Here is a 25,727-nt window from a genome sequence, read left to right on the forward strand (position 1 = left end):
CCGACGAAGGAGCCATGATGCCCGATCCGACACTTGCCGAGCGCCCCTGGCACGCCCTGACGCTGGCGCAGCTCGATTTCTGGGAGGAGTTCCGCTTCCACCCCGACCGGCCGCTTTCGACCGTGGCGCATTGCACGGTGATCGAGGGCGATCTGGACGAGGCCGCGCTGATCGCGGCGCTGCACCAGATCGCGCAGGAGGCCGAGGTGCTGGCCCTGCGCTTTCGCGACGGCCCCGACGGCCCGCGCCAGCAGGTCGACCCCGCCCGCATCCCCGTGCTGCGCTATCACGACCTGCGCTACGAGGCGGATCCAGAATCCGCCCCCGAGCCCGCCGCGCGCAAGATGATGGAGCGCGACATCGCCGCGCCGATCGACCTTGCGCAGGAGCCGCTGGCCGCGCTGTGGCTGATGCGGGTGGGGGAAAACCGCTGGCTGTGGTATCTGCGCGGCCATCACATCGTTCTCGACGGCTATGGCGTGTCGCTGATCGAGCGGCGGGTGGCGGCGCTCTACGCGCAGACCTGCGGGCAGCAGGCCGGACTTGGTCCGCTGCGCCCCTTCGAGCAGTATCTGACGGAAGAGGAACGCTATCGCGCCAGCCCGCAACACGCCCGTGACGGCGCCTATTGGGCGCAACATCTGGCGGACGGGCCCGAACTTTCGGTGCTGAAGAAGGGCGGCGAGGATTACGGCTGCAGCGCGCTTGGCGCCGAGCCGGACCTGCCCGCGGATCTGCCCGACGCCCTGCGCCGCGCCGCCGCGGCGGCCGATCTCGGCTGGCCCGACCTGCTGACCCTGCTCAGTGCCGCCTGGCTGGCCCGCGATCTGCCCGAGGGCGGGCCCGGGCGCGCGGTCTGGCTGCCCTACATGAGCCGGCTCGGCAGTGTCAGCGCGACGATCCCGGCGCTGGTCGTCAACATCCTGCCGCTCGTGGTGACGCGCCGGACGGGCGAGACGCTGGGCGCCTGGCTTGGGCGCAGCGGCGCGACGCTGCGTCAGCTGCGCCGGCACGGGCGCTATCGGGTCGAACAGCTCGCCGCCGATCACGGCCAGCGCGAGGGCGAGCGCTTCTTCTTCTCGCCGCTCGTCAACGTGCTGCCCTTCGACCCGCCCCGCTTCCCGGGCTGCACCGCGCGGCGCGAGGTGCTGGCCGCGGGCCCGGGCGACGGCTTCAACCTGACCTGGGCCGCGGCGGCCGACGGCGCGGGGCTCGCGCTCTGGATCGACGCCGACCCCGCCTCGGCCCCCGCGTTCGAGGCCGCCCGCACCGGGCTTGTGCCGTTCCTGGCCCGCGCCTGCACCCCGGGCGCGGCCGAAATCCCGCTTGCCGCGCTGCTTGCCAGCCCCGCCGCCGTCACCCGCCCACGCGCGCCCGCGCCGGCCCAGCCCAATGCCGCCCGGCCGATCGCCGGCCGACTGGAGGACGCATGAACCGCCGTTCCTTTCTGATGCGCAGCAGCTGCGCGCTTGCCGCCCCCTGCCTTGCCCGGCCCGCGACCGCCGGAAACGGCTGGCCGCGCACCCTGCCGCAGGCCGATGGCGGCAGGCTCACCCTCGACGCCCCGCCCGCGCGGGTGCTCTCGACCTCGGTCACGCTCTCGGGGACGCTGCTCGCGATCGGCGCGCCGCTTCTTGCCAGCGCCACCACCGTGCGCGGCGCCTTCTTCGCGCAATGGCAGCAGATCGCCGCCCAGCGCGGGGTCGAGAAGCTGTGGCGCGCAGGCTCGGTCGACCTCGAGGCAGTCTGGGCAGCGGCGCCCGATCTGATCGTGGTCTCGGCCGGCGGCGCCGATTCCGTGCGCGCCCAGCGGGACGCGCTTGCGGAAATCGCGCCGGTCCTGATGCTCGACTATGGCGCGCTCGATTGGGAAGAGCTGGCCCGTCAGCTCGGCCGCGCCACCGGCCGCGAGACCGAGGCCGAGGCGCTACTCACAGGCTTTGCGCGCGACCTTGCCGCGACCCGCGACCGCCTCGCCCTGCCCGCGGGCCGCGCCAACATCGTCAGCTACAATGGCCCCGGCGCACCGAACCCGATCGCCACCGCGACCGGCGTGCATGGCCGCCTGCTGGCCGCGCTCGGCTTCACCCTCGAATCCCCCTCGCCCGACTGGCAGGGCGGCGGCACCCCGCCCTCGGCCGATTTCATCCGCGCCGCCTACGACCACCTGACCGAGCTGACCGCCGAGACCACCTTCCTGCTGGCCGGCACCGATGCCGATGCGGCGCGCTTCCGTGCCGATCCGATCCTGGCGAACCTGCCCTCGGTGCAGCGCGGACAGGTCTATGGGCTGGGGCAGAACTCGTTCCGCATCGACTATTACAGCGCGCGCGAGATCGTCGCCGGCATCGCACACCGTTTCGCGCGGGCCTGAGCCGATGACCGCCCCAGCCCCCCGCCTCCGCCACCTGACGCTTTGGGCAACGATCGCCTGCGTTGCGCTGATCGCGCTGGCAAGCCCCTTCGTCGGCCCACGCGCGATCACGGTGCAGGACACCCTTGCCGCGCTGACCGCCTTCGATCCCAGCGACGGCGCGCATCTGCTGGTGCGCGAACAGCGCCTGCCACGGGCGGTTCTCGCGCTGGTTCTGGGCGCGGCGCTTGGCGCGGCTGGGGCGGTGATGCAGACGCTGACCCGCAACCCGCTTGCCGATCCCGGGCTGCTGGGCATTTCGGCCGGGGCGACGCTGGCGATCGTGTGCATGATCGCGCTGAGCGGACGGATCGACGTCGGCGCCACGCTCTGGGCAGGCATCGTCGGCGCCGGGCTTGGCGGGGCGGCAGTCTTCGCACTTGGCGGCATGGCGCAGGGGCATGACCCGGTGCGGCTCGTGCTGGCAGGCGCGGCGTTGTCGATCGTGCTGCTCACCCTGACGCGGGTGATCACCGTCAATGCCGAGGCGCATGTCTTCGATCAGTTCCGGCACTGGTCGGTGGGCTCGCTCCAGGGCCGCGGCTGGTCCGTGCTGGGCCCGGCCGCGGCGCTGATCCTGCCGGGCTGCCTTGCCGCCTTCGCCCTGGCCCGCCCGCTCGACGCCCTCGCGCTCGGTCAGGATTTCGGCCAGAGCCTCGGCGCCGATCCGCGGCGGATCTGGCTCGCCGCCGCAGCGGTGATCGTGGTGCTGAGCGGCGCGGCCACCGCCGCCGCCGGGCCGATCGCCTTCGTCGGCCTCGCCGCGCCGCATCTGGCGCGCCACATCACCGGCCCGGCGCATCGCCGGCTGCTGCCGCTGTCGATGCTGACCGGGGCGGCGCTGGTCAGCCTGGCCGATCTGGCCGGCCGCCTGATCGGCGGCGCGACCCCGATCGACGTCGGCATCATGGCGGCGCTGATCGGCGGGCCGATCTTCGTCGTGCTGGCGCGCCGGCTGCGGAGGACTGCGCTGTGAGCGCCCGTCCCGAGATCGTGCTGCGCGGGCGGCGCTGGTCGCTGCGGATCGGGCGGCGGGCGCTTGCGCTCAATGCGCTGCTGCTGGCGCTGATCGTGGCGGGGGCCTTCGTGGCGCTGACGCTCGGCCGCATTCCGCTCGGCCCGACCGAAATCTGGCAGGTGCTGAGCGGCGCACCGCCGTCGCGCGCGGTGGCGCATGTGCTGCTCGATATCCGGCTGCCGCGGCTGCTGGTCACGCTCGGCGCCGGAGCGGCGCTTGGCGCCTCGGGCGCGGTGTTCCAGAGCGTGTTACGCAACCCCCTCGGCTCGCCCGACGTGATCGGTTTCACCGCCGGCGCGGCAACCGGGGCGCTTGTCTGGATCATCGGCCTCGGCGGCTCGGGCGCCACGGTCGCGCCCGCGGCGCTCGTGGGGGCGCTGCTGACCGGGACCACCGTCTATCTGCTGGCGCGCAAGGACGGGCGGGTCGGCGCCTATCGGCTGGTGCTGACCGGGATCGGTGTCGCCGCAGTGCTGAGCGCGCTGAACGCGCTGCTGCTGGTGCGTGGCGAGCTGGACGCGGCGATCTCGGCCAACCTGTGGCTTGCCGGCTCGGTCGAGGGGCGCAGCTGGGCCGATGTGCTGCCGCTTCTTGCCGGGCTTGCGCTGCTCGTGCCGGCGATGGTGCCGGGAATGCGGCCGCTTGCGCTGATGGCGATGGGGGACGATCTGGCCGGGCCGCTTGGTGTGCCGGTCGAGCGGGTACGGCGCTGGATGCTGCTGGCGGCGCTGTTGCTGGCAGCCCTTGCGACCAGTGCGGCCGGCCCGATCGCCTTCGTCGCACTGGCCGCGCCGCAGCTCGCCCGGCGGCTTGGCCGCTCGGTCGACCAGCCGCTGATCGGGGCGGCGCTGATGGGGGCGGCGCTGCTGCTGGCTGCCGACCTGACGACCCGCCTGCTGCCCTTCGGCGTGACCCTGCCGATCGGTCAGGTGACCGGGGTGATCGGCGGGCTCTATCTGATCTGGCTGCTCGCCCGCGGACGCAGGGCCGGACAGCCGTAAACCCGACAAAATTACTTGACATTACAGGGGCCCTGCCCTTGTCTACGCCCTGCCAGCTCCGGCCCGCGCCGCGCAAGCCTTGCCACTTTCCGCACATTGCAGGAGCGATGATGACCGAGCACGGCCAGCCGCCCGAAAGCCTTACCCGCAGCCGCCCCGCCCGCCCCGAGGAGGCGCGGATCTGGCTTGCCGCGCAGCAAGGCGCCGACGACCTCGCCCCCGCGATCTGCACCGCGACCCTGCCGGTGCCGGGCTGCGAACCGGGGGCCGTCGTCGCGGCGCTGGTGCAGGGCGTGCTCGCCCGCCCCGAGCTGACCCGCCACTATCACTTCGACGCAAGCGGCGAGCTGCGGGTCGAGCTGACGCCGCGCGGGCCGGACCTGTGGCTGCGCGCCCTGCCCGCGGCGACCGAGGCCGGGTCGGCGATCGAGACGGTGGCGGCCACGCCCTGGGATCTGGCCACGGGCGCGCCGCTGCGCTTCGTGCTGGCGCTTGCACCCGAGGCCGCCCGGCTGGCGCTGATCCGCCACCCGATCGCCGCCGACCTGCCCGAAAGCGCGGCACTGCTGGCGGCCCTTGCGCCGCAGGCGCAGACCGGCACCCCCTCCGATCCGGCCGACGCCATCGAGCGGATCATCCTGAGCGAGTTCCGCGCCGCGCTCGATGCGCCGCAGATGACCGCGACCTGCGACTTCTTCGATCTGGGCGGGCATTCGCTGGTGGCGACGCGAGTGATCGGCCGGCTTGCCGCCGAGCACGGCCTCACCCTGCGCTTCGCCGACATCTTCACCCATCCGACCGCCGCCGCGCTGGCCCCGCTCGCGCAGCGGGCGCCGCACACAGCCCCGGCACCGGTCGAGATCCGGCGCAGCGCCGACCCCGCCGGACGCGCGCCGCTCTCGCTTGCGCAGCAGTCGCTTTGGAAGATCCACGCCGCGCTTGGCTTCGGGCCGGCCTTCAACATCCCCTTCGTTCTGCGCTTCCTCGACCCGGTCGACGAGACGACCTTCGCCGCGTCCTTCCGCGACCTGCTCGAGCGCCATCCCGCCCTGCGCAGCCGCTTCGTGCCCGAGGGCGAGGCGATGGTGCAGGAGACCGTGCCGATGGCCGAGGTTGACCGGCTCGACTGGTTCCGCCCCTCAGGCCCGGTCACTGAGGCCGCGCCGGTGCTGGCCACCGAGGCTACGCATGCCTTCGACCTGACCCGCGAGCTGCCGCTGCGGCTGCGCTTCCTGCGCACGGCCGAGGGACAGATGCTCTCCTTCCTCTTCCACCATGTCGTGCTCGACGAATGGTCGGTGAACCTGATGATGGACGAGCTTGCCTGCGCCTATGCCGCGCGGGCGGCGGGGCGGGCGCCGGACTGGGCCGCCTCCGCTGCGCCGTTCCACGCCTTTGCCCGCGCGCAGGCCCGCGCCGGCATCGACGCGCGCGCACTTGACCATTGGGTCACCGCGCTGCGCGACGCACCGCCGCCGCGCCCGATCCGCGCCCCGGATGCCCCGCCGCTGCCGCTGGCACAGCTGGGCTCGGCCGAGGGCGGCTGGTGCGAGATCGCCGTGCCGCCCGCAGTCTGCGAGGGGCTGCATGCGCTGGCCAAGACCTGTTCGGCCTCGCTGTTCAACACCGTCTATGCGGCGATTTCGGTGACGCTGCAGCGGCTTGCCGGGCTCGAGGCGCTGACCGTCGGCACCTCGGCCTCGGGCCGCACCGACCCGGCCTATTTCGACACCATCGGCTATTTCACCACGGTGACCGCGCATTGCCTGCGCGCGCCGGGCCATCTGAGCCCGCGCGCGCTGATCACCGAGGTCCGCGATCGGATCAACGCCTCGCTGCCGCACAGCGAGATCCCCATCGATCTGGTCGAGGCAGCGCTGTCGGGCGGCACCGCGCCCCTTGATGCGCATATGTTCGAGGTGTTCATCCAGATCCACGCGCAGAACAAGCTGAACGGCACGCTCGCCGGGCCGCAGGGCCCGATCCGCTTCCGTCAGGTCGATCCCGACAAGGCCGAGTCGGTGCTTGGCCTGCAGTTCGAGGTGGTCGAGGACGTGATCGAGGGCGCGCGCGGGCTGCGGGTGATGATGAGCTATCGCCACGCCCATTACAGCGCCGACGACGTCGCCGCGCTGGTTGCGGCAGTCGGGCGCAGCCTTGCCGCCTTCGCCGCCCCGGGCGCCGCCGACCGGCCGTTCGACGCGCTCTTGCCCTGACCCCGCCCGCCCGCGATCCGCCAGCCAGAGGTTTTCGATGATCCTTCCGTTCCCGGCCCCCCGCCCAGCTCCTCGCCCGGCCTCCGCCCCCCGCCTGCGGGCCGAGGGGCTGACCCTTGGCTATGCCGGGCGGCCGATCTGCAACGAGGTGACGCTCGCCATTCCCGAGGGCCGCTTCACCGTGATCCTCGGGCCGAACGGTTGCGGCAAGTCGACGCTGCTGCGCGGGCTGTGCAACCTTCTGCCGCCGCGGGCGGGCAAGGTGACGCTTGACGGGCAGGACATCGCACGGCTGCCCGCGCGCCGGCTTGCGCGGGCGGTCGGGCTGTTGCCACAAAGCGCGCAGGCCCCCTCCGGCATCACCGTCGCCGATCTGGTGGCGCGGGGGCGCTACCCGCATCAGGGCGCGTTCCGGCAATGGAGCCCCGAGGACGCCCGCATCGTCGCCGAGGCGATGGCCGCGACCGGCGTCACCGCACTTGCCGAGCGCGAGGTCGAGGCGCTCTCGGGCGGGCAGCGCCAGCGGGTCTGGATCGCGCTGGTGCTGGCGCAGGAAACCCCGATCGTGCTGCTGGACGAACCGACGACCTTCCTCGACATCGCGCATCAGCTCGAGGTGCTGGGCCTGTTGCAGCGGCTGAACCGCGAGCGCGGGCGGACCGTCGTCGCGGTGCTCCATGACCTCAATCAGGCCTGCCGCTATGCCGACCATCTGGTGGTGATGGCGGGCGGCGCGGTGGTGGCCGAGGGCGCGCCCGCCGCGCTGATGACGCCCGAGCTGCTGCGCCGGGTCTTCGGGCTCGATGCGATCCTGCTCGAGGACCCTATCAGCCACACCCCGCTGATCGTGGCGCGCTGATCAGCGCGCCACCGTCCAGTGCTTGACCGCGCCCTGCGCCGCCCACATCCGGGCATAGCGCCCGCCCGCTGCCAGCAGCGCCTCGTGCCGGCCCGCTTGCGCGAGCGCACCGTCCTCGATCACCAGGATCTGGTCCGCGCCGACGATCGTCGAGAGCCGGTGCGCGATCACGATCACCGTCTTGCGCGCCACCAGCGCATCGAGCGCGCGCTGCACCGCCAGCTCGCTTTCGGTGTCGAGCGCCGCCGTCGGTTCGTCGAGCACCACGATCGGCGCGTCCTTGAGCAGCGCCCGCGCGATCGAGATCCGCTGCCGCTCGCCGCCCGAAAGCCGGCCGCCGATCTCGCCCAGCGGGGTCTGCCAGCCCTGCGGCAGCCGCTCGATGAAGCCAAGGCACTGCGCCGCCTGCGCCGCAGCGCGCACCTCGGCCTCGGTCGCCTCGGGCCGGCCCATGCGGATATTCGCCTCGACCGTGTCGTTGAACAGATAGACGTCCTGGAACACCACCGAGACCAGACTGTTGAGCCGCTCGGCCGGGATCTGGCGCAGGTCCACGCCGCCGATCGTCACGGCGCCCTGCTGCGGGTCGAAATGGCGCAGCAGCAACCGCGTCAGCGTGGTCTTGCCGCAGCCCGAGGGGCCGACCAGCGCGGTGAGCGAGCGCTCGGGCAGAACGGCGCTGAACGCGCGGATCGTCGGCACCTCGGCCTGCGCATAGCTGAAGCTCACATCGTCGAAGCGGATGTCATGGGTTCGCGGCATCACCTCGGGCGCGCGCTGCGACAGCGGCCGGATCGCCAGCAGCGCCCCGATGCGCTCCAGCGCCGCCTCCATCACCTCGAGCATCGCGGTGTAGAGGATGAAGGTCGAGAGCGGCTCGGACAGGCGCACAACGATCACGAAAACCGCGCCCAGTGCCGCGGGGTGCAGCTCGCCCTGCACCACCAGCCAGACCCCAACGCCCAGCACCGCAACCAGACCCAGCTCGACCACGCTTGCGACGATGATATTGGGCTTTGCCCCCTTGCGATGGCCGAAGACCTGGATCGCCTCGAGCTTGCGGAAGGTCTGCGACAGGCGTTCGGCCTTCTCGCCGGCCCGCCCTGCCGCGCGCAGGATCGCAAGGCCCTGGGTGTATTCCAGCACATCGGCGCTCGCTTCCTGATGCGCCGCGCCAAGGATGCGCTTGCCGCGCCCGAGCGCCGGGCGGCGCCAGCGATAAAGCGGCACGATCGCCGGGAAGATCAGCAGCAGCAAAAGCCCCAGCCGCCAGTCGAAGAGCACGATCCCGAGCGCCGCGCACAACGGCGTCACGATCGCGGTGAAGACGAGGTTCAGCACTGTCAGCGCATAGAGCAGGTTCTCGTCGACATTGCCGAGCACCATCGCATTGAGCTCGCCGGCCCGCTTGTCCTGCAGTTGTTCAAGCGGGATCTCGCGCAGCTTGGCCCCCAGCCGGCCGCGCAGCCGCCAGGTCGCGCGCACCATCCGCCCGTCGAAATCGAAGCCCTGCGCCCACCAGCGCAACGCCGAAGCGGCGGCCATCAGCGCCGCCATCGCCGCGAACCAGAGCAGCGCGCGGCGGATCTCGCCGACCGCCGCCGCGGTAAAGAGCGGCGCGATCGCGGCCAGGCCAAAGCCCTGCAGCGCCGCCGCGGCGATCAGCCCGGCCAGGGTCCGGCGCAGCCCCGGCGCATCCTCGGGGCCGACGCTTTCGGCCAGCTGCCGGAAGGTGGTGGCAAAGGAAGTCGCACCGCGGCGCGCCGGACGGTCCGCCCGAGGCTCTTTCGCAAGGGTCTGCATCACGCCACCTCCTCATTCGGCACCGCCGCCGGGGACCGCGCCCCGCCCAGCGACCAGTTCTGCGCCGTCTCGTAATTGTTCCATAACCGGGCATAGAGCCCGCCCTGCGCGACCAGCTCGGCGTGCCGGCCACGCTCGGCGATCCGGCCGCGGTCGAAGACGAGGATCTGATCGGCGTCGCGGATCGTCGCCAGCCGGTGCGCCACCATGATCACCGTGCGCCCGCGCATCAGCGCCGAAAGCGCAGCGATCAGCTCGGCCTCGTTTTCCGGATCGGCGAAGGCCGTGGCCTCGTCGAGCACCAGGATCGGCCGGTTCTGCAGCAGCGCGCGGGCAATGGCGATGCGCTGGCGCTGGCCGCCCGAGAGGAAGACGCCGCGCTCGCCCACCGGCGTGTCATAGCCCTGCGGCAGCGCCTCGATGAAGCCATGCGCCTGCGCAGCACGGGCGGCGGCGATCACCTCGGCCTCGCTCGCCCCCGGCCGACCGATGCGAATGTTCGCCGCGATCGTGTCGGCAAAGAGGAAGCTTTCCTGGAACACAAAGGCGACCTGCTGCAGCAGTGCGTCGGTGCTCATGGCGCGGATGTCGGTGCCGCCAAGGGCGATACGCCCGGCGTCGACATCCCAGAACCGCGGGATCAGCCGCGCGACGGTGGTCTTGCCCGCTCCCGAGGGGCCGACGAGCGCGGTCACGCTGCCGCGCGCCACCTCGAAGCTGATCTCGTGCAGCGCCGGGGCGAGGTCGGGACCATAGGAGAAGGTCACGCCCTCGAAGCTCAGCGCCGGCGCGGCCGGATCGGCCGCCGGCGCCCCGCCCTGGCCCGCGTCCAGCTCGGGTGCCGCCATCACCTCCTCGATCCGGGCGACGCTCAGCGCCACCTTCTCGATCATGTGGCGCAGCATCATCATCGGCATCATCGATTCCGCCATGCCGGTGCACAGCAGAAGCACACCGAGCCAGCGCGCCGGCGCCAGATCGCCAAGTGCGGTCAGCCACAGCCCCGCCCCCAGCACCAGCGTCAGCGTCGGCATCGGGCTGAGTACCAGCCACGAGAAACGCGCCGGAAACCCCGCGGCGCGATACCAGTCGAGCATCACCGCCAGATAGCCGTCGAGCGCCGCCTGATACCGGCCGAAGCTCATCTTGCCGCTGTCGAAGTTGCGCACCACCGGCATCGCCTGCACATATTCGACGACGGCCGCACTGACCTTCTCGCGCGCGGCGTTATAGGCGCGCACCATGTCGCGCCGGCGCCGCTGCGCCCGGGTCAGGATGCCATAGCCAAGCGCCAGCACTGCCAGCGCCACCAGCGCCAGCCGCAGATCCAGCGCGACCAGCAGCACCAGCGTCACCACCGGCGTCACATAGGCGCGCGCATAGAGCGGCGTGCTGTCAGCGACGAAGACATGCAGCGCCTTCACGTCGTCATGGATCACCTTCGCGAGCGCCCCGGCGCCCTGCGTCTCAACATAGCCCAGCGACACCCGCGCCAGCCGCCCGGCCAGCCCCTCGCGCAGGATCCGCTCAAGCCGGAAGGCCGCGTAATGCGCCTGATTGAAGGCACCAAGCCGCGCGACATAGGCGCCGACGGTGCATAGCGCCACGCCCGCGAACCACGGCCAAGGCACCTGATCCGGAGCCTCGAGCAGGCGCTGCACCACCCCCATCAGCAGCACCATCACCGCCAGCCCGAACAGCGCCGACCCCGCCGAGATCGCCATGGCGAACCGGATCTGGCCCTGCACCGGCTTCAGGATCCGCCACGGCGAGGCCCGCCGGCGCCGGGTCGCGGCATCGGTCCGGGGGTCGTCGTTCTGCGGGGGGATGGCCGCGTGCCCTTGCGGCACGGATTGCCCGGTGGTCGCCATGTGCTTGCCTTCTCGTCTGTCGTGCAGTCGGTTGGCTGAGCCGGCGGGCCGGGGCCCGGGCATGGCTGGTGTCGGCGCGCACAATGACCGCGGCCCGCGCCGATGGCAAGGGCTTAGCCCCGGCCTGTGTCGGGCCCGCGGGCCCGGAAGGCAACCGGCCCGCGGGATCTCCCGCACGGGCCGATCGCCGTTTCCGGACCTGCGCCCTAGTGATCGAGGCCCGAGCCGCCGACGGCGACAAGGGTGAAGGGCAGCCCCTCGACCGGGATCGTGCGCCGCTCGGCGAAGGTCGCGGCATCAAGCACCCGCACGAGGCCCGCCTGCGGATCGCTTACCGCGATCGCATCGCCCATCACCGCCAGCCGCGGCCGCGGGGCGCGCCAGTGGCCATCCTTGCTGTAGGGCCCGGTGATCCGCGCCGAGCGGGTCAGCGCGCCGCTGAGCAGATCGAGCGCATGGATCCGGCCATCCTCGGTGAAGACATAGGCGGTCGTGGCGCGGGCCGGATCGAGCGCGAAATCGACGCGGCGCACGGGCAGATCGACGATGTGGAACGGCGTCTCGGCCCCGATGTCGATGATCGCGACGCGGCTGTCGCCGTAATTTCCAAGGAACACCTGCAGCGCCTTGCCGCCAAGCAGGGTGCTGACCTGCCCCGCGGGCAGATCCGTGCCATAGGGCAGCAGCGTCAGCTTTGGCGCTCCCCCGGGCTGCGGCGTGGCAAGCAGCACCCCTTCGGCGCAGCCGAAGGCGACAACGCCCGCCGAGGCGGCCTCGCCATGCAGGCCGGTGCAGACCGCAGGCACGCCCACCCGCGCGCCGGCCCGGTCGAGCACCGAAAGTCCGAAGCGCGGCGGCAGCTCGCCCGCCGGCGTCGCCGCGGCCAGATCGGGCTCGGCCATCAGCATGTAATCCCCCATCGGCACTGCGACGCCATGCACCGGCGCGCTGGCGCGAACGGTCTCGTGACCGGTGTCGCCCGCCAGAAGCGCCGTCTCATGATAGATCTGCGCCGCACCGTCGCGGTCAAAGAACTGCACCATCTCGTCGCCATGCGGAACGGTATGCACCGGGCGCCCGCCGGCAAGCTCGACCGGCAGCAGCCGCGGCGCACCAAGCTTCAGATCGGCGTGGTCGCCGTGATCAGAGCGCCGCAGCCCGCTGTCGAGAACCTGCACCATGTCATGGTCCATCTGCACCGCGAAGAGCGTCGCACCGCTGTCGCTTGCGGTCAGATGGGTGACATAGCCCGCGGTCGGGAACACGCCCAGCACCTCGCCCGCGATGGGGTCGAGCGCGGTCACCCGCCCCGCCGCCTGATCGGTCACGAAAAGGCGCCAGGCCTCGCGGGTCTCGTCGGCGGCCTGCGCGGGCAGCGCCAGCAGCGCCAGCGCGGCCGACATCCGGAGCACAGGCCGAAGGGAAAGGGAACGAAGGGTCATTCGGAAAGATCCTGTGTGGTCAAGGTTTCAGGAAAAACGGAGCGCCGCCGCCAAGGCCCGGCCGTTCAGTGCCAGTGCGGTTCGGGGTCGTCGCCGGGGTCGATCACCAGCAACAGCCGGGTCTGGCCGCTGCCCGCGATCGGAGGAGAGCGGTGCAGCACCCCCGGTTCCTCATCGCCCGGCCAGCGCGTGCCGCGCATCAGCACGACCGCGCCCGCCGGCGCATCGGCGACCGGCGCCTGAGGATCCGAGCGCGGTGCGCCAAGGGCGAATTCCGTCCCCGCCCCGCGATAGGTACACAGCATCCGCAGCCGCAGATTGTCGACGTGAAAGCGTGAACAGGCGTTGGTGCGGATCGCCTGCAGCCGCAGATGCAGCCGCTGCGCCCCGGCGATGGCGGCGAACATCTGTGCAAGCGCGGTCACGTCAGCGATCAGCGCGGCGCGCAGCGGCTCCTCGACCAGCCCCGCCGCGGCGCAGGCCTCGCGCAGGCAGGGGCCCACGCCCTCGAGGCGCACGGTCTCGCGCAGCTCGGGCAGGTTCGCCGCGGGCAGCGCCGCCAGCCCCGCGCCAAGCACCTGCGGCCAGTCGCGCTGCCAGATCGCCGCGCCGATGCCGCGCGTGCCGATCCGGTGCAGCACCTCGGGGCCCGTGCCCTGCACGATGCCCGCCGCGCGCAGCCCGGCCTGCGGGGGCACTGCGGGTATGGTCGTCATGCTCTGGTCCATGCTGCCCCCCTGCCCTCAGGCGACCTGCCGCGTGCCGAAGGCCGGGAACGGGTCGGGCAGCCGCGCCCAGGCCTCGGGGGTGAACTCCCACGCCTCGATCAGCGCCGCGTTCAGCTTGGCACAGATTGCCTCGCGGTCGAGCGCAGTACCGATGAAGACGATCTCCTGGCGCCGGTCGCCCCAGGGCTCGACCCAGTTCTTCGCAATCTCGGCCTGCGCATCGGGGTGCTGGGGCAGCCGGCTTTGCGGCACCGAGGCCCACCAGCGCCCGAGCGGCGTGATCGAGGCCTTGATCCCGGCAAGGCTGAACTCGAGCGCCCAGTCCGGCCGCGTCGCGATCCAGAAATGCCCCTTGGCGCGGATCACGCCCGGCAGCGACCCGGTCAGCACATCGCGGATCTTCATCGGGTCGAAGGGCGCGCGGGCGTGATAGACGAAGGAGGAAATCCCGTATTCCTCGGTCTCGGGCACGTGATTGGCGAAACCGTAGAGCTCCTTCGCCCAGAGCGGATGCTCCTGCGCGCGGTCGAAGTCGAAAAGCCTGGTGTCGAAGATATCCTCGGCGTCGACCTCGCTGAAATCGGTCTCGATCAGCCGCGCATCGGGGTTGAGCGCCTTGACGATCTGGCGCGCCCGGGCGGTGCGCTCGGGCCCGGCATCGGTGACCTTGTTCAGCACCACGACATCGGCGAACTCGATCTGGTCGGTGAGCAGATCGACCAGCGTGCGCTCGTCCTCCTCACCGAGGCTCTCGCCGCGGTCGGCGATGAAATCGGCGCTGTTGAAATCCTGCGTCAGGTTGATCGCGTCGACCACCGTCACCATCGTGTCGAGCCGAGCGATGTCGGAGAGGCTTGCACCGGCCTCGTCGCGGAAGTCGAAGGTGGCGGCGACGGGCAAGGGCTCGGCGATGCCGGTGCCCTCGATCAGCAGGTAATCGAAGCGGCCCTCTTCGGCGAGCCGGCGCACGCCCTGAAGAAGGTCGTCGCGCAGGGTGCAGCAGATGCAGCCGTTCGTCATCTCCACCAGCTTCTCTTCGGCGCGGTTCAGCTCGGCGCCCTCGCGCACGAGATCGGCGTCGATGTTCACCTCGGACATGTCGTTGACGATGACCGCGACGCGGCGCCCCTCGCGGTTGTTCAGGACGTGGTTCAGGAGCGTGGTCTTGCCGGCGCCGAGAAAGCCCGACAGCACGGTGACGGGAAGGCGGGTGTCGGCGGAGCGGGAGGGGGCTGTGCGGGTCATGGCGGTCCAGATTTGTTATGTTATAATATAACTACATCGCGGCGCCGGGTTCCGCAATGCCCAATCCCGTCCCGGACCGAGATCGGAAATGGCCCGCGGATCGCGGGCCAGTCCATCGCTCGTCGACAGGGTCAGGCGTTCCAGTCCGGCGCGACCGAGGCGGCGATGCTGTGGTCGAGCGCCTCGAAGGCGCCAAGCCCGATGGTGTCGTAGAGCTCCTGCCGGGTCTGCATCTCGGGGATCATCGCCGTCGTCGCGCCGTCGCGGGCGATCGCGGCATAGAGCCGTTCCTGTGCCTTGTTCGCGACCCGCAGCGACGAGACCGGCCAGATCACCATGTCATAGCCAAGCGCCTCGAACTCGGCCGCGCTCAGCGTGGGCGTGCGGCCGAACTCGGTCATGTTGGCCAGAAGCCTGACCCCGGGCAGCGCCGCACGGACCTCGCGGAACATCTCGACCGAGGTCAGCGCCTCGGGGAAGATCGCATCCGCCCCCGCCTCCACGTAAAGCTGCGCGCGCGCGATCGCCCCTTCGAGCCCCTCCGAGGCTGCCGCATCGGTGCGCGCGATGACCACGAGATCGCGCGCCGCCCGTGCCGCCGCCGCGATCTTGGCCGCCATGTCGGCCGCCGGGGCCAGCTTCTTGTCGTTCAGATGGCCGCATTTCTTCGGCAAGAGCTGATCTTCCAGATGCACGGCGCCGGCGCCTGCCTCCTCGAAGACGCGCACCATGTGCATGACGTTCAGCGCCTCGCCATAGCCGGTGTCACCATCGACCAGGAGCGGCAGGCCCGAGGCCCGCGCGATCTGGCGGATGAAGAAGGCGACCTCGTCCACGGTGATGATGCCAAGGTCGGGTAGCCCCATCGAGGCGGTCATCGCCGCCCCCGAAAGATAGAGCGCGCCAAAGCCCGCGGCTTTCGCCTGCAGTGCCGCCTGGCCGTTGTGCGCGCCCGGCAGGCGCAGGATGCCGGGCGCATCGAGCGCACGGCGGAAGCGGCGCCCGGCGCTGTCGCCGGGCAGGTCGTCTGCGATCAGATAGGGCATGGTCTCACTCCGGATAGGCGGTCAGCAGGCCGCCGCGCTGCGCGATCGGCAGGAATTTGCGGTCTTCGGGGCCGGTATAGTGGGCCGAGGGGCGGATGATCTTGTTATCAAGCCGCTGCTCGACCACATGCGCGCCCCAGCCCGCGGTGCGGGCGATGACGAAAATCGGCGTGAACATCGCCGTCGGCACGCCGAGCAGGTGGTAGGAGACCGCCGAATACCAGTCGAGGTTCGGGAACATCGCCTTCGCGTCCCACATCACCTGCTCGATCCGCTCGGCGACCGAGAACATCTTCATCGAGCCGGCCTCTTCGGCGAGCTTGCGCGCGACGCGCTTGATGACGACGTTGCGCGGGTCGGAGACGGTATAGACCGGATGACCGAAGCCGATCACCACCTCCTTCGCCGCGACCCGGGCGCGGATGTCGGCCTCGGCCGCGTCGGGGCTCGGGTAGCGCTTCTGGATCTCGAAGGCGACCTCGTTCGCGCCGCCGTGCTTGGGCCCGCGCAGCGCGCCGATGGCGCCGGCCACCGCCGAATAAACGTCGGACCCCGTCCCCGCGATCGTGCGCGCGGTGAAGGTCGAGGCGTTGAACTCGTGCTCGGCATAAAGGATCAGCGTGGTGTGCATCGCCCGCACGTGCTCGGGCGTCGGCGGGGTGCCATGCAGCAGGTGCAGGAAATGGCCGGCGATGGACTCGTCCCCGGTCTCGACCTCGATCCGCCGTCCGCTCTGCGCGAAGTGATACCAGTACAGCAGCATCGATCCCTGCGCCGCGATCAGCCGGTCGACGATGTCGCGCGCGCCCGGCGTGTTGTGATCGACGGCCTCCGGCAGCGCGCAGCCCATCGCCGAGACCCCCGAGCGCAGCACATCCATCGGATGCGCGGCGGCCGGGATCGCCTCGAGCGTCGCGCGCACCGCCTGCGGCAGGCCGCGCAGCGTGCGCAGCTTCGCCTTGTAGGCAGTCAGCTCCGCCTCGGTCGGCAGGCTGCCGTGGATCAGCAGATGCGCGATTTCCTCGTACTCGCAGGTCTCGGCGATATCGAGGATGTCATAGCCGCGGTAATGCAGGTCATTGCCGCTTTGGCCCACCGAACACAGCGCGGTATTGCCCGCCACCACGCCCGAGAGCGCCACCGATTTCTTCGGCTTTCTCACCTCGCCGCTCATTTCGCCCTCCAGTCGAAGATGCCATGGGGCCGAGCCGAGCCGAGCCGGTCGGCCTCGACCACGAAATTCAGCCGGCCCAGATCGCCCGCCTTCAGATCGGCCAGCCCCTCGGCCGCCTCGAGGAAGCGTGTCTGTTCGGCCGCGCTCAGCACGCCCTCGGAGAGCGTCAGGAACTTGTGGATGTAATTGCTGCGCACGAAGGGGCGCGCGCCATCGGGGTGCGCATCGGCCAGCGCCAGCTCGTCGACGATCTTCGAGCCATCGTCGAGCGTCACCGTGACCCGCCCGCCAAAGGCCTTCTCCCTCGGGTCGCGGGCGTGATAGCGGCGCGTCCATTCCGGGTCCTCGGCGGTCGAGATCTTGTGCCACAGCGCCACGGTCGAGGGCCGCTGCGCGCGCTCGGGGGCATAGCTCGCCACGTGATGCCAGCCGCCATCCTCCAGCGCGACGGCGAAGATATACATGATCGAATGGTCGAGCGTCTCGCGCGAGGCCTTCGGGTCCATCTTCTGCGGGTCGTTCGCGCCGGTGCCGATGACGTTGTGGGTGTGGTGCGAGGTCTCGATCAGGATCGAGCCCACCCGCGACAGGTCGCCGATCTTCGGCCCCATCCGGCGGGCGAGGTCGATCAGCGCCTGGCTCTGGTATTCGGCCGAATGCTCCTTGGTATAGGTGTCGAGGATCGCGCGCTTGGCCTCACCCGGTTCGGGCAGCGGCACGTGATAGACCGCCTCGGGCCCGCCCAGCATCCAGGCGATGAAGCCGTCCTCGCCCTCCCAGGCGGGGCTCGGCGCGCCCTCGCCGCGCATCACCCGGTCCACCGCCTCGATCGCCATCTTGCCGGCGAAGGCGGGGGCATAGGCCTTCCACGAGGAAATCTCGCCCTTGCGGCTTTGGCGCGTGGTGGTGGTGACGTGCAGCGCCTGCTGGATCGCCTGATAAATCACCTCGACGGGCAGGTTCAGCGCGGTGCCGATGCCGGCCGCGGCCGAGGGGCCGAGATGGGCGATGTGGTCGATCTTGTGCTCGTGCAGGCAGATCCCCTTCACCAGGTCGACCTGGATTTCATAGCCGGTGGCCAGACCGCGGATCAGATCCGCCCCCGACAGCCCGCAATGCTGCGCCACCGCCAGGATCGGCGGGATATTGTCGCCCGGATGCGAATATTCCGCGGCCAGGAAAGTGTCGTGGAAATCCAGTTCGCGCACCGCCGTGCCATTCGCCCAGGCCGCCCATTCCGGGCTGACCCGGGTGCCCTCGGCCATGCCGAAGACCGTGGCGCCCGGCGCATAGGGGTGGCACAGCGCCTGCGCCCGGGCCGAGGCGACGGGCCGGCGCGCGACCGAGGCCGCTGCCACCGCCGCATTGTCGATCACCCGGTTGATGATCATCTCGGTCACATCGGCCCCGACCGCCACCGGGTCGGCCGCCACCTCGGCGATCTTCCACGCCAGTTGGTCCTCGCGCGCCAGATGCTCAGCAGAGCGAAAGCGCCGCACCTCATGCATTTTCATGCCCTTGTCTCCTTCCTTTGAGTGTCTTCGGCGATCGCCCGCGGCCGCCCGGCCCCGTCCACCGCCACCATCTCGAACCGCCCCTGCAGGACCGCGCGCCGCGCGCCGGTGCCCAAGTCCTCGGCCACGCCCGCGACCGAAACGCTCATCGAGCTGCGCCCGACGCGGATCACCTCGGAGCGCAGCTCCAGAAGTTCCCCCACCCGGATCGGGGTGGCGAAATCCACCCGGTCCGAGCGCGCCATCACCACCGCTCCGCGCGCCCGCCGGATCGCCACGACGAAGGCGGCCTTCGCCATCAGGGCAAGCGCATTGCCACCGAACAGCGTGCCGTAATGGTTCGCCTGCTCGGGGAAGATCATCTCGACCATCACGGCCGGGTCGTCGGGGATGCGGGTCATGCGGGGCTCCTTTGCCGATCGTCTCGGGACCGGCAGGAAGACCTTTTCACAACAGAACATTCAGTTTAAACTACTGAAAATGCTTATGTTTGTGAATGAATGCCGCAGATTTTGCGAATATTGCGAAGGATTGGACGATGAAGAAGCCCTTCATGGGGGTGCGCCTGCGCCGGCTGCGCGAGGAACACGGCATGACGCAGGTGGCGCTGGCGCGCGCGCTGGAACTCAGCCCGAGCTATCTGAACCAGATGGAGAAGAACCAGCGCCCGCTGACGGTGCCGGTGCTGCTCAAGCTGAACGCGGTCTTCGGGCTGGACGTGCAGCTGTTCTCGGAATCCGAGGAGGCGCGGCTGATCCCCGACCTGCGTGCGGCGCTCGCCGATCAGGGCGCCAGCGCCTCGATGGTCGAGCTGCGCGAACTGGCCGCCAACATGCCCGGCGTCGCCCGCACGATCATCGCGATGCAGGCGCGGTTGCGCGAGAATGCCGAGCGGATCGACCTGATGAACGGGCGGATCATCGGCGGGCTCGGCAGCGCCCCCGCCCCGTTCGAGGCGGTGCGCGACTGGTTCTACGTGCAGCGCAACTACATCCCGAGCCTCGACGAGGCGGCCGAGGAGATCGGCCGCGGCCTGCGCCCCGGGAGGATGGCCGAGGGGCTGACCGACCGGCTGGCCGGACGGCACGGCATCCGCGTCACGCTCGACGAGAATGCCCCCGCGCTGCGCCGCCACGACCCGGCGGCGCGGGTGCTGCACCTGTCGACCCGGCTGCGCCCCGGCCAGCGCGCCTTCCAGATGGCGACGCAGATCGCCTTTCTCGAACAGCGCGCCGAGATCGACCGGCTCACCGCCGAGGCCGGCATGGAAAGTGACGAGGCGCGCGACCTGCTGCGCATCGGCCTGGCGAATTACTTCGCCGGCGCGCTGATCCTGCCCTATGGCGCCTTCATCGCGGCGGCCGAGACCGAGCGCTATGACATCGAACTGCTGGCGCGCCGCTTCGGCGTCGGCTTCGAGACGACCTGCCACCGGCTCTCGACGCTGCAGCGGCCGCAGGCGCGCGGCGTGCCGTTCTTCTTCATCCGGGTCGACCGCGCCGGCAATATCTCGAAACGGCAGTCGGCGACCGATTTCCATTTCTCGCGGATCGGCGGTTCCTGCCCGCTGTGGAACGTCTACGAGGCGTTCTCGCGCCCCGGCGAGCTGCTGACGCAGGTGGCGCAGATGCCCGACGGGCGGTCCTACCTGTGGGTGGCGCGCACCGTCAGCCATGGCGCGGGCGGCTATGGCGCGCCCATCAAGCGCTTTGCCGTGGCGCTCGGCTGCGATCTCGCCCATGCGGAACGGCTGGTCTATGCACGGGGGATCGAGCTGCGCAATCCCGCGCGGGCCACGCCGATCGGTGCGGGCTGCAAGATCTGCGACCGCCCCGCCTGCCCGCAGCGCGCCTTTCCGATGACCGGGCGCCCCCTGCGCCCCGACCCGGACCGCTCCCGCTTCACCCCCTACTCCAGCGACTGAACCGAGATCGCCGCCCCCGGGATGCGGGAGCGGCGGACCACCTCAGAAATCCCAGTCCGCATCCTCCGTCGCAACCGCCTTGCCGATCACATAGGACGAGCCCGAGCCCGAGAAGAAATCGTGATTCTCGTCGGCGTTCGGGCTCAGCGCCGCCAGGATCGCCGGGTTCACCCGGCACAGTTCGTCGGGGAACAGGTTCTCGAAACCGAGGTTCTGCAGCGCCTTGTTGGCGTTGTAATGCAGGAAGGCCTTCACGTCCTCGCTCAGCCCGAGCGGATCATAGAGCGTCTCGGTATAGCGGCACTCGATCGCGTAAAGATCGAAGATCAGCGCGAAGGCGAAATCCTTGATCTCCTGCCGCTCGGCCGCGCTCAGCCGCTCCATCCCGCGCTGGAACTTGTAGCCGATGTAATAGCCATGCACCGCCTCGTCGCGGATGATGAGGCGGATCAGATCGGCGGTGTTGGTCAGCCGCGCCCGGCTCGACCAGTGCATCGGCAGGTAGAAGCCCGAATAGAAGAGGAAGCTCTCGAGAAAGACGCTCGCCACCTTCTTCTTCAGCGGCTGCGAGGTGGCATCGTATTCGTCCAGGATCAGCCGCGCCTTCTGCTGCAGATGCGGGTTCTCCTCGGACCAGCGAAAGGCCTCGTCGACCTCGGCGGTCGAGCACAGCGTCGAGAAGATCGAGGAATAGGACCGCGCATGCACCGCCTCCATGAAGGCGATGTTGGTCAGCACCGCCTCCTCATGCGGGGTGACCGCATCGGGCATCAGCGCGGGCGCGCCCACCGTGTTCTGGATCGTGTCCAGAAGCGTCAACCCGGTGAACACCCGGATCGTCAGCCGCTGTTCGTCCTCGGTCAGCTGCGACCAGCTCTGGATGTCGTTCGACAGCGGCACCTTCTCGGGCAGCCAGAAATTCACCGTCAGCCGGTTCCAGATCTCCAGATCCTTGTCGTCCTGCACCCTGTTCCAGTTGATCGCGCGCGGCACCGGCCGCCCCGCAAAATCCTTCATCGTCTCGGCCCCTTTTTCTTGGCGCAAATAATACTCCGGGGGTCCGGGGGCAGCGCCCCCGGCCGGCTCCGGTCACGATCCCCCCTCACAGCGAGCACGACACGCAGCCCTGCACCTCGGTCCCCTCGAGGGCCATCTGCCGCAGGCGGATGTAGTAGATCGTCTTGATCCCCGCCTTCCAGGCATGGATCTGCGCGCGGTTGATGTCGCGCGTGCTGGCCGTGTCCTTGAAGAACAGCGTCAGCGACAGCCCCTGATCGACATGCTGGGTCGCGGCCGCATAGGTGTCGATGATCGCCTCGGGCCCGATCTCATAGGCGTCGCGATAGAACTCGAGGTTCTCGTTCGTCATATAGGCGGCGGGGTAATAGACCCGGCCGATCTTGCCCTCTTTCCGGATCTCGATCTTCGCGGTGATCGGATGGATCGAGGAGGTGGCGTTGTTGATGTAACTGATCGAGCCGGTGGGCGGCACCGCCTGCAGGTTGCGGTTGTAAAGCCCGTCCGCCATCACCGCATCGCGCAGGCGCCCCCAATCCGCACGGGTGGGCACGGCGATGCCGAAACGCTCAAAAAGGCCGGCCACCGTTTGGGTCTCGGGCAGCCAATCGCGGGTGACGTATTTCCCGAAGAAACTGCCGTCGGAATATTTCGATTTCTCGAAGCCCGCGAAGCTGCGGCCGCGCTCGCGCGCCAGCGCATTCGAGGCGCGCAGGCAATGATAGAGCACCGTGGCGAAATAGATATTGGTGAAGTCGATGCCCTCGGGGCTGCCGTAATGGATGCGCTCGCGGGCAAGAAAGCCGTGCAGGTTCATCTGGCCCAGCCCGATCGCGTGGCTCTCGTCATTGCCGCGCCGGATCGAGGGGACGGAGTCGATCGCCGACATCTCGGAGACCGCATTGAGCGCCCGCACCGCGGTCTCGACCGTGGCGCCGAGGTCGCCGCCATCCATCGCCCGCGCGATGTTGAGCGAGCCGAGGTTGCACGAGATGTCGGTGCCGAGGTGGCGATAGCTTAGGTCGTCGTTGAACTCCGACGCCTCGTTCACCTGCAGGATTTCCGAGCACAGGTTCGACATGGTGATCCGCCCCGCCACCGGGTTCGCCCGGTTTACCGTGTCCTCGAACATCAGGTACGGATAGCCGCTCTCGAACTGGATCTCGGCGAGCGTCTGGAAGAAGGCACGCGCATTGATCTTGCGCTTGCGGATCTTCGGGTTGTCGACCATCTCGCGGTAGCGCTCGGTCACCGAGATCTCCGAGAAGGGCTTGCCATAGACCTTCTCCACGTCATGCGGCGAGAACAGGTACATCTCCTCGTTGCGCTTCGCGAGTTCGAAGGTGATGTCGGGGATGACGACGCCAAGGGACAGCGTCTTGATCCGGATCTTCTCGTCGGCATTCTCGCGCTTGGTGTCGAGGAAACGCAGGATGTCGGGGTGATGGGCGTTCAGATAGACCGCCCCCGCGCCCTGCCGCGCGCCCAGCTGGTTGGCATAGCTGAAACTGTCCTCGAGCAGCTTCATCACCGGGATCACCCCCGAGGACTGGTTCTCGATCCCCTTGATCGCCGCGCCATGCTCGCGGATGTTGGTCAGCATCAGGGCCACGCCCCCGCCGCGTTTCGACAGCTGCAGCGCCGAATTGATCGCCCGGCCGATACTCTCCATGTTGTCCTCGATGCGCAGCAGGAAGCACGAGATCAGCTCGCCGCGCTGCGCCTTGCCGGCATTGAGGAAGGTGGGCGTCGCCGGCTGGAACCGGCCCGCGAGCATCTCCTGCATCAACCGCAGCGCCAGCGCCTCGTCGCCGCGGGCGAGCGTCAGCGCGACCATCACCACCCGGTCCTCGAATCGTTCGAGGTAGCGCTTCCCGTCGCGGGTCTTCAGCGTGTAGCTGGTGTAATACTTGAACGCGCCCAGAAAGGTCGGGAAGCGGAACTTGGCGCGGAAGGCAGCGTCCCAGATCCGCGCGAGGAAACCGGCGTCGTACTGGTCAAGGACATGGCCCTCGTAATAGCCCTCCTCGACCAGGTAGCGCAGCTTTTCCTCGAGCGAGTGGAAGAACACCGTGTTCTGGTTCACATGGCTGAGGAAATACTGCCGCGCGGCCATGCGGTCGGCGTCGAAGCGGATGCGCCCCTGATCGTCGTAAAGGTTCAGCATCGCGTTCAGCGCATGATAGTCGAGCCCCTGCCATTCGGCGGGCACGCCCTTGGCCGGGGCGGCGTCGCTCAGATCGCGGTCGAGAATTGCGTCTTCCAAAACCTGTCCAGTCCTTCTGTGACACGGGCGATATCGGTGGGCGTGCCGGCCAGCTCGAAACGATAGAGCAGCGGCACCGCGCATTTTTGCGCGATGACATCGCCGGCAAGCGCGAAGAGCGCGCCGAAATTGCGGTTGCCGCCGGCGATCACGCCACGCAGCCGGGCGCGGGTGTCCGGGTCGTTCAGAAACCGGATCACCTGTTTATGGACGGCGCCGCGCCCTGCCCCGTCGGCATAGGTCGGCGTCACCAGAACGAAGGGCGCGCGGGGGGCGGGCATCGGCGCGTCGGCCGCGACCGGGATCCGATCGGCGGGCAGGCCGAGCGCGCGGATGAAGCGCGCGGTATTGCCCGAACGCGAGGAGAAATAGACAAGCCCGCCCATCCGCTCAGGCCAGCGCCGCGATCTTGTCGGGCCGGAACCCCGCCCAGTGGTCATCGCCGGTCATCACCACCGGCGCCTGCCGATAGCCGAGCTCGGTCACCCGGGCGAGCGCCTCGGCATCCTCAGTCAGGTCGACGAGATCGAAGGCGAGCCCCTTCGCCGCCAGCGCGCGGGTGGTCGCGGTGCATTGCACGCAGGCCGGTTTGGAATAGACGGTGATGCTCATCTCGGGTCCCTTTTCTGTGCCATCTGCTGGCCGGGGATCAGGGACGCGGACAGATGCGGACGCGCCGCATTGCACAACGCCTCCGGGCCCACCGACCGGTTCGTCTTTTCTGTCCTGGCAGGTCTCCTGGCTCGCGGTTCGATCGCTTTCCCCTCCTTCCCGGCGCGATGCGCCAGTGGATCGACGGGGTCGGCTCACCGCTCACAGTTGCGGGGGCAGCGCCGGTCTTACACCGGCTTCCCTTTTCACCCGCGACGAGTCGCGGGCACCAAGACAACATCATTTAGATACACCCGGGGCAAACATGTCAATATCCGGTATATAGCGCACCAATCGAGCAGGTCAGTATCTGACGATACCACTGCTCTGCTCCCTGAGAACTGGATTGAGCCACAACGTCGTGGCCGACGTGTCCGGCCCTAACCTGCCGTTCAGTCCCTGGCCGACCGCCGCGGTGCAGCTTCACCAGACCGGCCATTCGTCCATCGCGCAGCATTTTCGGAAGATGAAGGTCGGCAGAGCGGACGAAGCTGCCATTGACCCGTAATGAGGGGTGTGTAGGCAGGATCAAAAAGGCTTGCAGATGATCATGATACCAACGCTCACCACTTCGCGCTTGACCCTCCGGCCCATGCGGGCAGCAGACTGGCCCCAATATCATCAACTGATGGCATCAGACCGTTCCATCTACATGGGGGGGCCTTTTTCTACTGCCGTGGCCTGGGGAATGTTTTGTGCCGACCACGCCCAATGGAGTCTGTTCGGGTGTGGTGCGCTTATGATCGAGAACACGACCAGCGGCGAATGCCTCGGGCAAGTTGGCATCAATTCAGGGCCGTTGTTCCCGGAGTTCGAGTTGGGATGGATGGTCTACCCTCAGGCAGAGGGGCACGGTTTCGCATACGAAGCCGCCGCCGCACTGCGTGCGTGGAGCCTTGATGTCGGGCACATCGAAACGCTGGTGAGCTACATTGATCCTGCCAATCGCAGATCAGCTAGATTGGCAGAACGTCTCGGCGCGGTGCTCGATGCTGACGCGCGCCGGCCTGATCCCTCTGATCTGGTCTATCGCCACTTCGGCTAAGAAATGTCCGGGAATGGCTCCAAGCGGCCATGCGGCAGTGTATCGACCCAGTGAAAACCTGCTCATGCTACAAGGGAGAACGTGGCAATGAGTATGACGATGGACGACAGCATCAAACGTTGGACGGCGAAGCGCAAAACAGCGCTCGTCATCGAGATCATCCAAGGTAAGACGACGGTGGCCGAAGCCAGCCGCTCGTTCGACCTGACACCTTCGGAGATCGAAGGCTGGGTCGAGGATGCGAAGCGTGGCATGGAGAATTCCTTGCGCGCCAACCCGCTCGATATCCGCGAGCAATACGAGAAGCAGCTGAAGGATCTGCAAGAAGCCTATGGCGAGGCTATGCTGGAGATCCGTGCGCGAAAAAAGCTGCAGGCCCTCATGGAGCGGGATGGAGTGAGGGGCGAGTGCGCCATTGGTCCGAGCACCGCCCCGAACAAATGATCCGAACGCTCCATGAGGGCCTGCTGGCCGAGGGCGTCACGGTGTCGATC

General features: G+C 69.3%; 23 protein-coding genes and 1 riboswitch. Of the genes, 10 read left to right on the forward strand and 13 right to left on the reverse strand.

The window, feature by feature from the left end; genetic code table 11:
- Positions 1-17 precede the first annotated feature (17 nt).
- From DYS74_RS04935 to DYS74_RS04960, 6 genes are all read left to right on the forward strand, one after another.
- Positions 18-1,433 (forward strand): condensation domain-containing protein, encoded by a 1,416-nt coding sequence (locus DYS74_RS04935; RefSeq protein ID WP_183077452.1) that lies wholly within the window; start codon positions 18-20, stop codon positions 1,431-1,433.
- Entirely contained in the window at positions 1,430-2,374 is a 945-nt protein-coding gene (gene fepB, locus DYS74_RS04940; RefSeq protein ID WP_121531498.1) for a Fe2+-enterobactin ABC transporter substrate-binding protein, read from the forward strand. Before DYS74_RS04935 ends, fepB begins: the two co-directional genes overlap by 4 nt.
- 4 nt (positions 2,375-2,378) lie before the next feature.
- Positions 2,379-3,389 (forward strand): FecCD family ABC transporter permease, encoded by a 1,011-nt coding sequence (locus tag DYS74_RS04945; protein WP_121531500.1) that lies wholly within the window; start codon positions 2,379-2,381, stop codon positions 3,387-3,389.
- Positions 3,386-4,432: a FecCD family ABC transporter permease gene (locus DYS74_RS04950; protein WP_121531502.1), complete on the forward strand. Its 1,047-nt coding sequence runs from the start codon at positions 3,386-3,388 to the stop codon at positions 4,430-4,432. Before DYS74_RS04945 ends, DYS74_RS04950 begins: the two co-directional genes overlap by 4 nt.
- A 110-nt stretch (positions 4,433-4,542) precedes the next feature.
- A complete protein-coding gene (locus tag DYS74_RS04955) occupies positions 4,543-6,648 on the forward strand; it encodes a condensation domain-containing protein (protein ID WP_183077453.1) in 2,106 nt (701 codons plus the stop codon).
- A 37-nt stretch (positions 6,649-6,685) separates the two neighbouring features.
- On the forward strand, positions 6,686-7,507 hold the full coding sequence (locus DYS74_RS04960) for an ABC transporter ATP-binding protein (RefSeq protein WP_121531506.1): 822 nt from the start codon (positions 6,686-6,688) through the stop codon (positions 7,505-7,507).
- On the opposite strand, the gene DYS74_RS04965 is transcribed toward DYS74_RS04960, so the two are convergent.
- From DYS74_RS04965 to DYS74_RS05005, 9 genes are all read right to left on the reverse strand, one after another.
- Positions 7,508-9,310, reverse strand: a complete 1,803-nt coding sequence (locus DYS74_RS04965) for an ABC transporter ATP-binding protein (RefSeq protein WP_121531508.1) — start codon at positions 9,308-9,310, stop codon at positions 7,508-7,510.
- Entirely contained in the window at positions 9,310-11,181 is a 1,872-nt protein-coding gene (locus DYS74_RS04970) for an ABC transporter ATP-binding protein (RefSeq protein ID WP_121531510.1), read from the reverse strand. Before DYS74_RS04970 ends, DYS74_RS04965 begins: the two co-directional genes overlap by 1 nt.
- A 206-nt stretch (positions 11,182-11,387) precedes the next feature.
- A complete protein-coding gene (locus tag DYS74_RS04975; RefSeq protein WP_183077454.1) occupies positions 11,388-12,623 on the reverse strand; it encodes a metallochaperone AztD in 1,236 nt (411 codons plus the stop codon).
- A gap of 65 nt (positions 12,624-12,688) precedes the next feature.
- Positions 12,689-13,339 carry a DUF1826 domain-containing protein gene (locus DYS74_RS04980; protein ID WP_183077455.1) on the reverse strand — a complete coding sequence of 217 codons (651 nt, stop codon included), beginning with the start codon at positions 13,337-13,339 and terminating at the stop codon, positions 12,689-12,691.
- Between the two features lie 27 nt (positions 13,340-13,366).
- On the reverse strand, positions 13,367-14,596 hold the full coding sequence (locus DYS74_RS04985) for a GTP-binding protein (protein WP_121531514.1): 1,230 nt from the start codon (positions 14,594-14,596) through the stop codon (positions 13,367-13,369).
- 131 nt (positions 14,597-14,727) lie between these two features.
- On the reverse strand, positions 14,728-15,642 hold the full coding sequence (gene prpB / locus DYS74_RS04990; RefSeq protein WP_121531516.1) for a methylisocitrate lyase: 915 nt from the start codon (positions 15,640-15,642) through the stop codon (positions 14,728-14,730).
- Positions 15,643-15,646: 4 nt separating this feature from the next.
- Complete coding sequence (gene prpC / locus DYS74_RS04995; RefSeq protein ID WP_121531518.1) at positions 15,647-16,816, reverse strand: bifunctional 2-methylcitrate synthase/citrate synthase; 1,170 nt, start codon at positions 16,814-16,816, stop codon at positions 15,647-15,649.
- Positions 16,813-18,330 (reverse strand): MmgE/PrpD family protein, encoded by a 1,518-nt coding sequence (locus DYS74_RS05000; RefSeq protein ID WP_121531520.1) that lies wholly within the window; start codon positions 18,328-18,330, stop codon positions 16,813-16,815. The genes prpC and DYS74_RS05000 overlap by 4 nt, the downstream gene beginning before the upstream one ends.
- A complete protein-coding gene (locus DYS74_RS05005) occupies positions 18,327-18,731 on the reverse strand; it encodes an acyl-CoA thioesterase (protein ID WP_121531522.1) in 405 nt (134 codons plus the stop codon). Before DYS74_RS05005 ends, DYS74_RS05000 begins: the two co-directional genes overlap by 4 nt.
- Positions 18,732-18,868: 137 nt before the next feature.
- On the opposite strand from DYS74_RS05005, the gene DYS74_RS05010 reads away from it, so the two are divergent.
- A complete protein-coding gene (locus tag DYS74_RS05010) occupies positions 18,869-20,254 on the forward strand; it encodes a short-chain fatty acyl-CoA regulator family protein (protein ID WP_121531524.1) in 1,386 nt (461 codons plus the stop codon).
- 42 nt (positions 20,255-20,296) lie between these two features.
- On the opposite strand, the gene nrdF is transcribed toward DYS74_RS05010, so the two are convergent.
- The 4 genes from nrdF to nrdH form a co-directional block, all read right to left on the reverse strand.
- Positions 20,297-21,271, reverse strand: a complete 975-nt coding sequence (nrdF, locus tag DYS74_RS05015; RefSeq protein ID WP_121531526.1) for a class 1b ribonucleoside-diphosphate reductase subunit beta — start codon at positions 21,269-21,271, stop codon at positions 20,297-20,299.
- 85 nt (positions 21,272-21,356) lie between these two features.
- Positions 21,357-23,438 (reverse strand): class 1b ribonucleoside-diphosphate reductase subunit alpha, encoded by a 2,082-nt coding sequence (nrdE, locus tag DYS74_RS05020; protein ID WP_245965203.1) that lies wholly within the window; start codon positions 23,436-23,438, stop codon positions 21,357-21,359.
- Between the two features lie 68 nt (positions 23,439-23,506).
- Positions 23,507-23,923 (reverse strand): class Ib ribonucleoside-diphosphate reductase assembly flavoprotein NrdI, encoded by a 417-nt coding sequence (nrdI, locus tag DYS74_RS05025; RefSeq protein ID WP_121531529.1) that lies wholly within the window; start codon positions 23,921-23,923, stop codon positions 23,507-23,509.
- 4 nt (positions 23,924-23,927) lie between these two features.
- Positions 23,928-24,149: a glutaredoxin-like protein NrdH gene (gene nrdH / locus DYS74_RS05030; RefSeq protein WP_121531531.1), complete on the reverse strand. Its 222-nt coding sequence runs from the start codon at positions 24,147-24,149 to the stop codon at positions 23,928-23,930.
- Between the two features lie 99 nt (positions 24,150-24,248).
- Positions 24,249-24,437: riboswitch (cobalamin riboswitch) on the reverse strand.
- A 97-nt stretch (positions 24,438-24,534) separates the two neighbouring features.
- Here nrdH and DYS74_RS18600 point away from each other — a divergent pair.
- From DYS74_RS18600 to DYS74_RS05040, 3 genes are all read left to right on the forward strand, one after another.
- A complete protein-coding gene (locus DYS74_RS18600; protein WP_183077456.1) occupies positions 24,535-24,696 on the forward strand; it encodes a hypothetical protein in 162 nt (53 codons plus the stop codon).
- 36 nt (positions 24,697-24,732) lie between these two features.
- Positions 24,733-25,233, forward strand: a complete 501-nt coding sequence (locus DYS74_RS05035; protein WP_121531533.1) for a GNAT family N-acetyltransferase — start codon at positions 24,733-24,735, stop codon at positions 25,231-25,233.
- A gap of 99 nt (positions 25,234-25,332) precedes the next feature.
- Positions 25,333-25,677, forward strand: a complete 345-nt coding sequence (locus tag DYS74_RS05040; protein WP_245965196.1) for a DUF1153 domain-containing protein — start codon at positions 25,333-25,335, stop codon at positions 25,675-25,677.
- The last annotated feature ends 50 nt before the right edge of the window (positions 25,678-25,727 follow it).

It is taken from the genome of Paenirhodobacter hankyongi (assembly GCF_003664585.1).
GTDB lineage: Bacteria > Pseudomonadota > Alphaproteobacteria > Rhodobacterales > Rhodobacteraceae > Rhodobacter > Rhodobacter hankyongi.

Coding starts and splice junctions, on each gene's coding strand:
- DYS74_RS04975 (WP_183077454.1), bottom strand. CDS start 12,623: ATGACCCTTCGTTCCCTTTCCCTTCGGCCTGTGCTCCGGATGTCGGCC.
- fepB (WP_121531498.1), top strand. CDS start 1,430: ATGAACCGCCGTTCCTTTCTGATGCGCAGCAGCTGCGCGCTTGCCGCC.
- DYS74_RS04970 (WP_121531510.1), bottom strand. CDS start 11,181: ATGGCGACCACCGGGCAATCCGTGCCGCAAGGGCACGCGGCCATCCCC.
- DYS74_RS04945 (WP_121531500.1), top strand. CDS start 2,379: ATGACCGCCCCAGCCCCCCGCCTCCGCCACCTGACGCTTTGGGCAACG.
- DYS74_RS04985 (WP_121531514.1), bottom strand. CDS start 14,596: ATGACCCGCACAGCCCCCTCCCGCTCCGCCGACACCCGCCTTCCCGTC.
- DYS74_RS05005 (WP_121531522.1), bottom strand. CDS start 18,731: ATGACCCGCATCCCCGACGACCCGGCCGTGATGGTCGAGATGATCTTC.
- prpB (WP_121531516.1), bottom strand. CDS start 15,642: ATGCCCTATCTGATCGCAGACGACCTGCCCGGCGACAGCGCCGGGCGC.
- nrdE (WP_245965203.1), bottom strand. CDS start 23,438: ATGCTGAACCTTTACGACGATCAGGGGCGCATCCGCTTCGACGCCGAC.
- DYS74_RS05035 (WP_121531533.1), top strand. CDS start 24,733: ATGATCATGATACCAACGCTCACCACTTCGCGCTTGACCCTCCGGCCC.
- DYS74_RS04935 (WP_183077452.1), top strand. CDS start 18: ATGCCCGATCCGACACTTGCCGAGCGCCCCTGGCACGCCCTGACGCTG.
- DYS74_RS04980 (WP_183077455.1), bottom strand. CDS start 13,339: ATGACGACCATACCCGCAGTGCCCCCGCAGGCCGGGCTGCGCGCGGCG.
- nrdI (WP_121531529.1), bottom strand. CDS start 23,923: ATGGGCGGGCTTGTCTATTTCTCCTCGCGTTCGGGCAATACCGCGCGC.
- DYS74_RS04960 (WP_121531506.1), top strand. CDS start 6,686: ATGATCCTTCCGTTCCCGGCCCCCCGCCCAGCTCCTCGCCCGGCCTCC.
- nrdF (WP_121531526.1), bottom strand. CDS start 21,271: ATGAAGGATTTTGCGGGGCGGCCGGTGCCGCGCGCGATCAACTGGAAC.
- prpC (WP_121531518.1), bottom strand. CDS start 16,816: ATGAGCGGCGAGGTGAGAAAGCCGAAGAAATCGGTGGCGCTCTCGGGC.
- DYS74_RS04965 (WP_121531508.1), bottom strand. CDS start 9,310: ATGCAGACCCTTGCGAAAGAGCCTCGGGCGGACCGTCCGGCGCGCCGC.
- DYS74_RS05010 (WP_121531524.1), top strand. CDS start 18,869: ATGAAGAAGCCCTTCATGGGGGTGCGCCTGCGCCGGCTGCGCGAGGAA.
- DYS74_RS05000 (WP_121531520.1), bottom strand. CDS start 18,330: ATGAAAATGCATGAGGTGCGGCGCTTTCGCTCTGCTGAGCATCTGGCG.
- nrdH (WP_121531531.1), bottom strand. CDS start 24,149: ATGAGCATCACCGTCTATTCCAAACCGGCCTGCGTGCAATGCACCGCG.
- DYS74_RS05040 (WP_245965196.1), top strand. CDS start 25,333: ATGGACGACAGCATCAAACGTTGGACGGCGAAGCGCAAAACAGCGCTC.
- DYS74_RS04955 (WP_183077453.1), top strand. CDS start 4,543: ATGACCGAGCACGGCCAGCCGCCCGAAAGCCTTACCCGCAGCCGCCCC.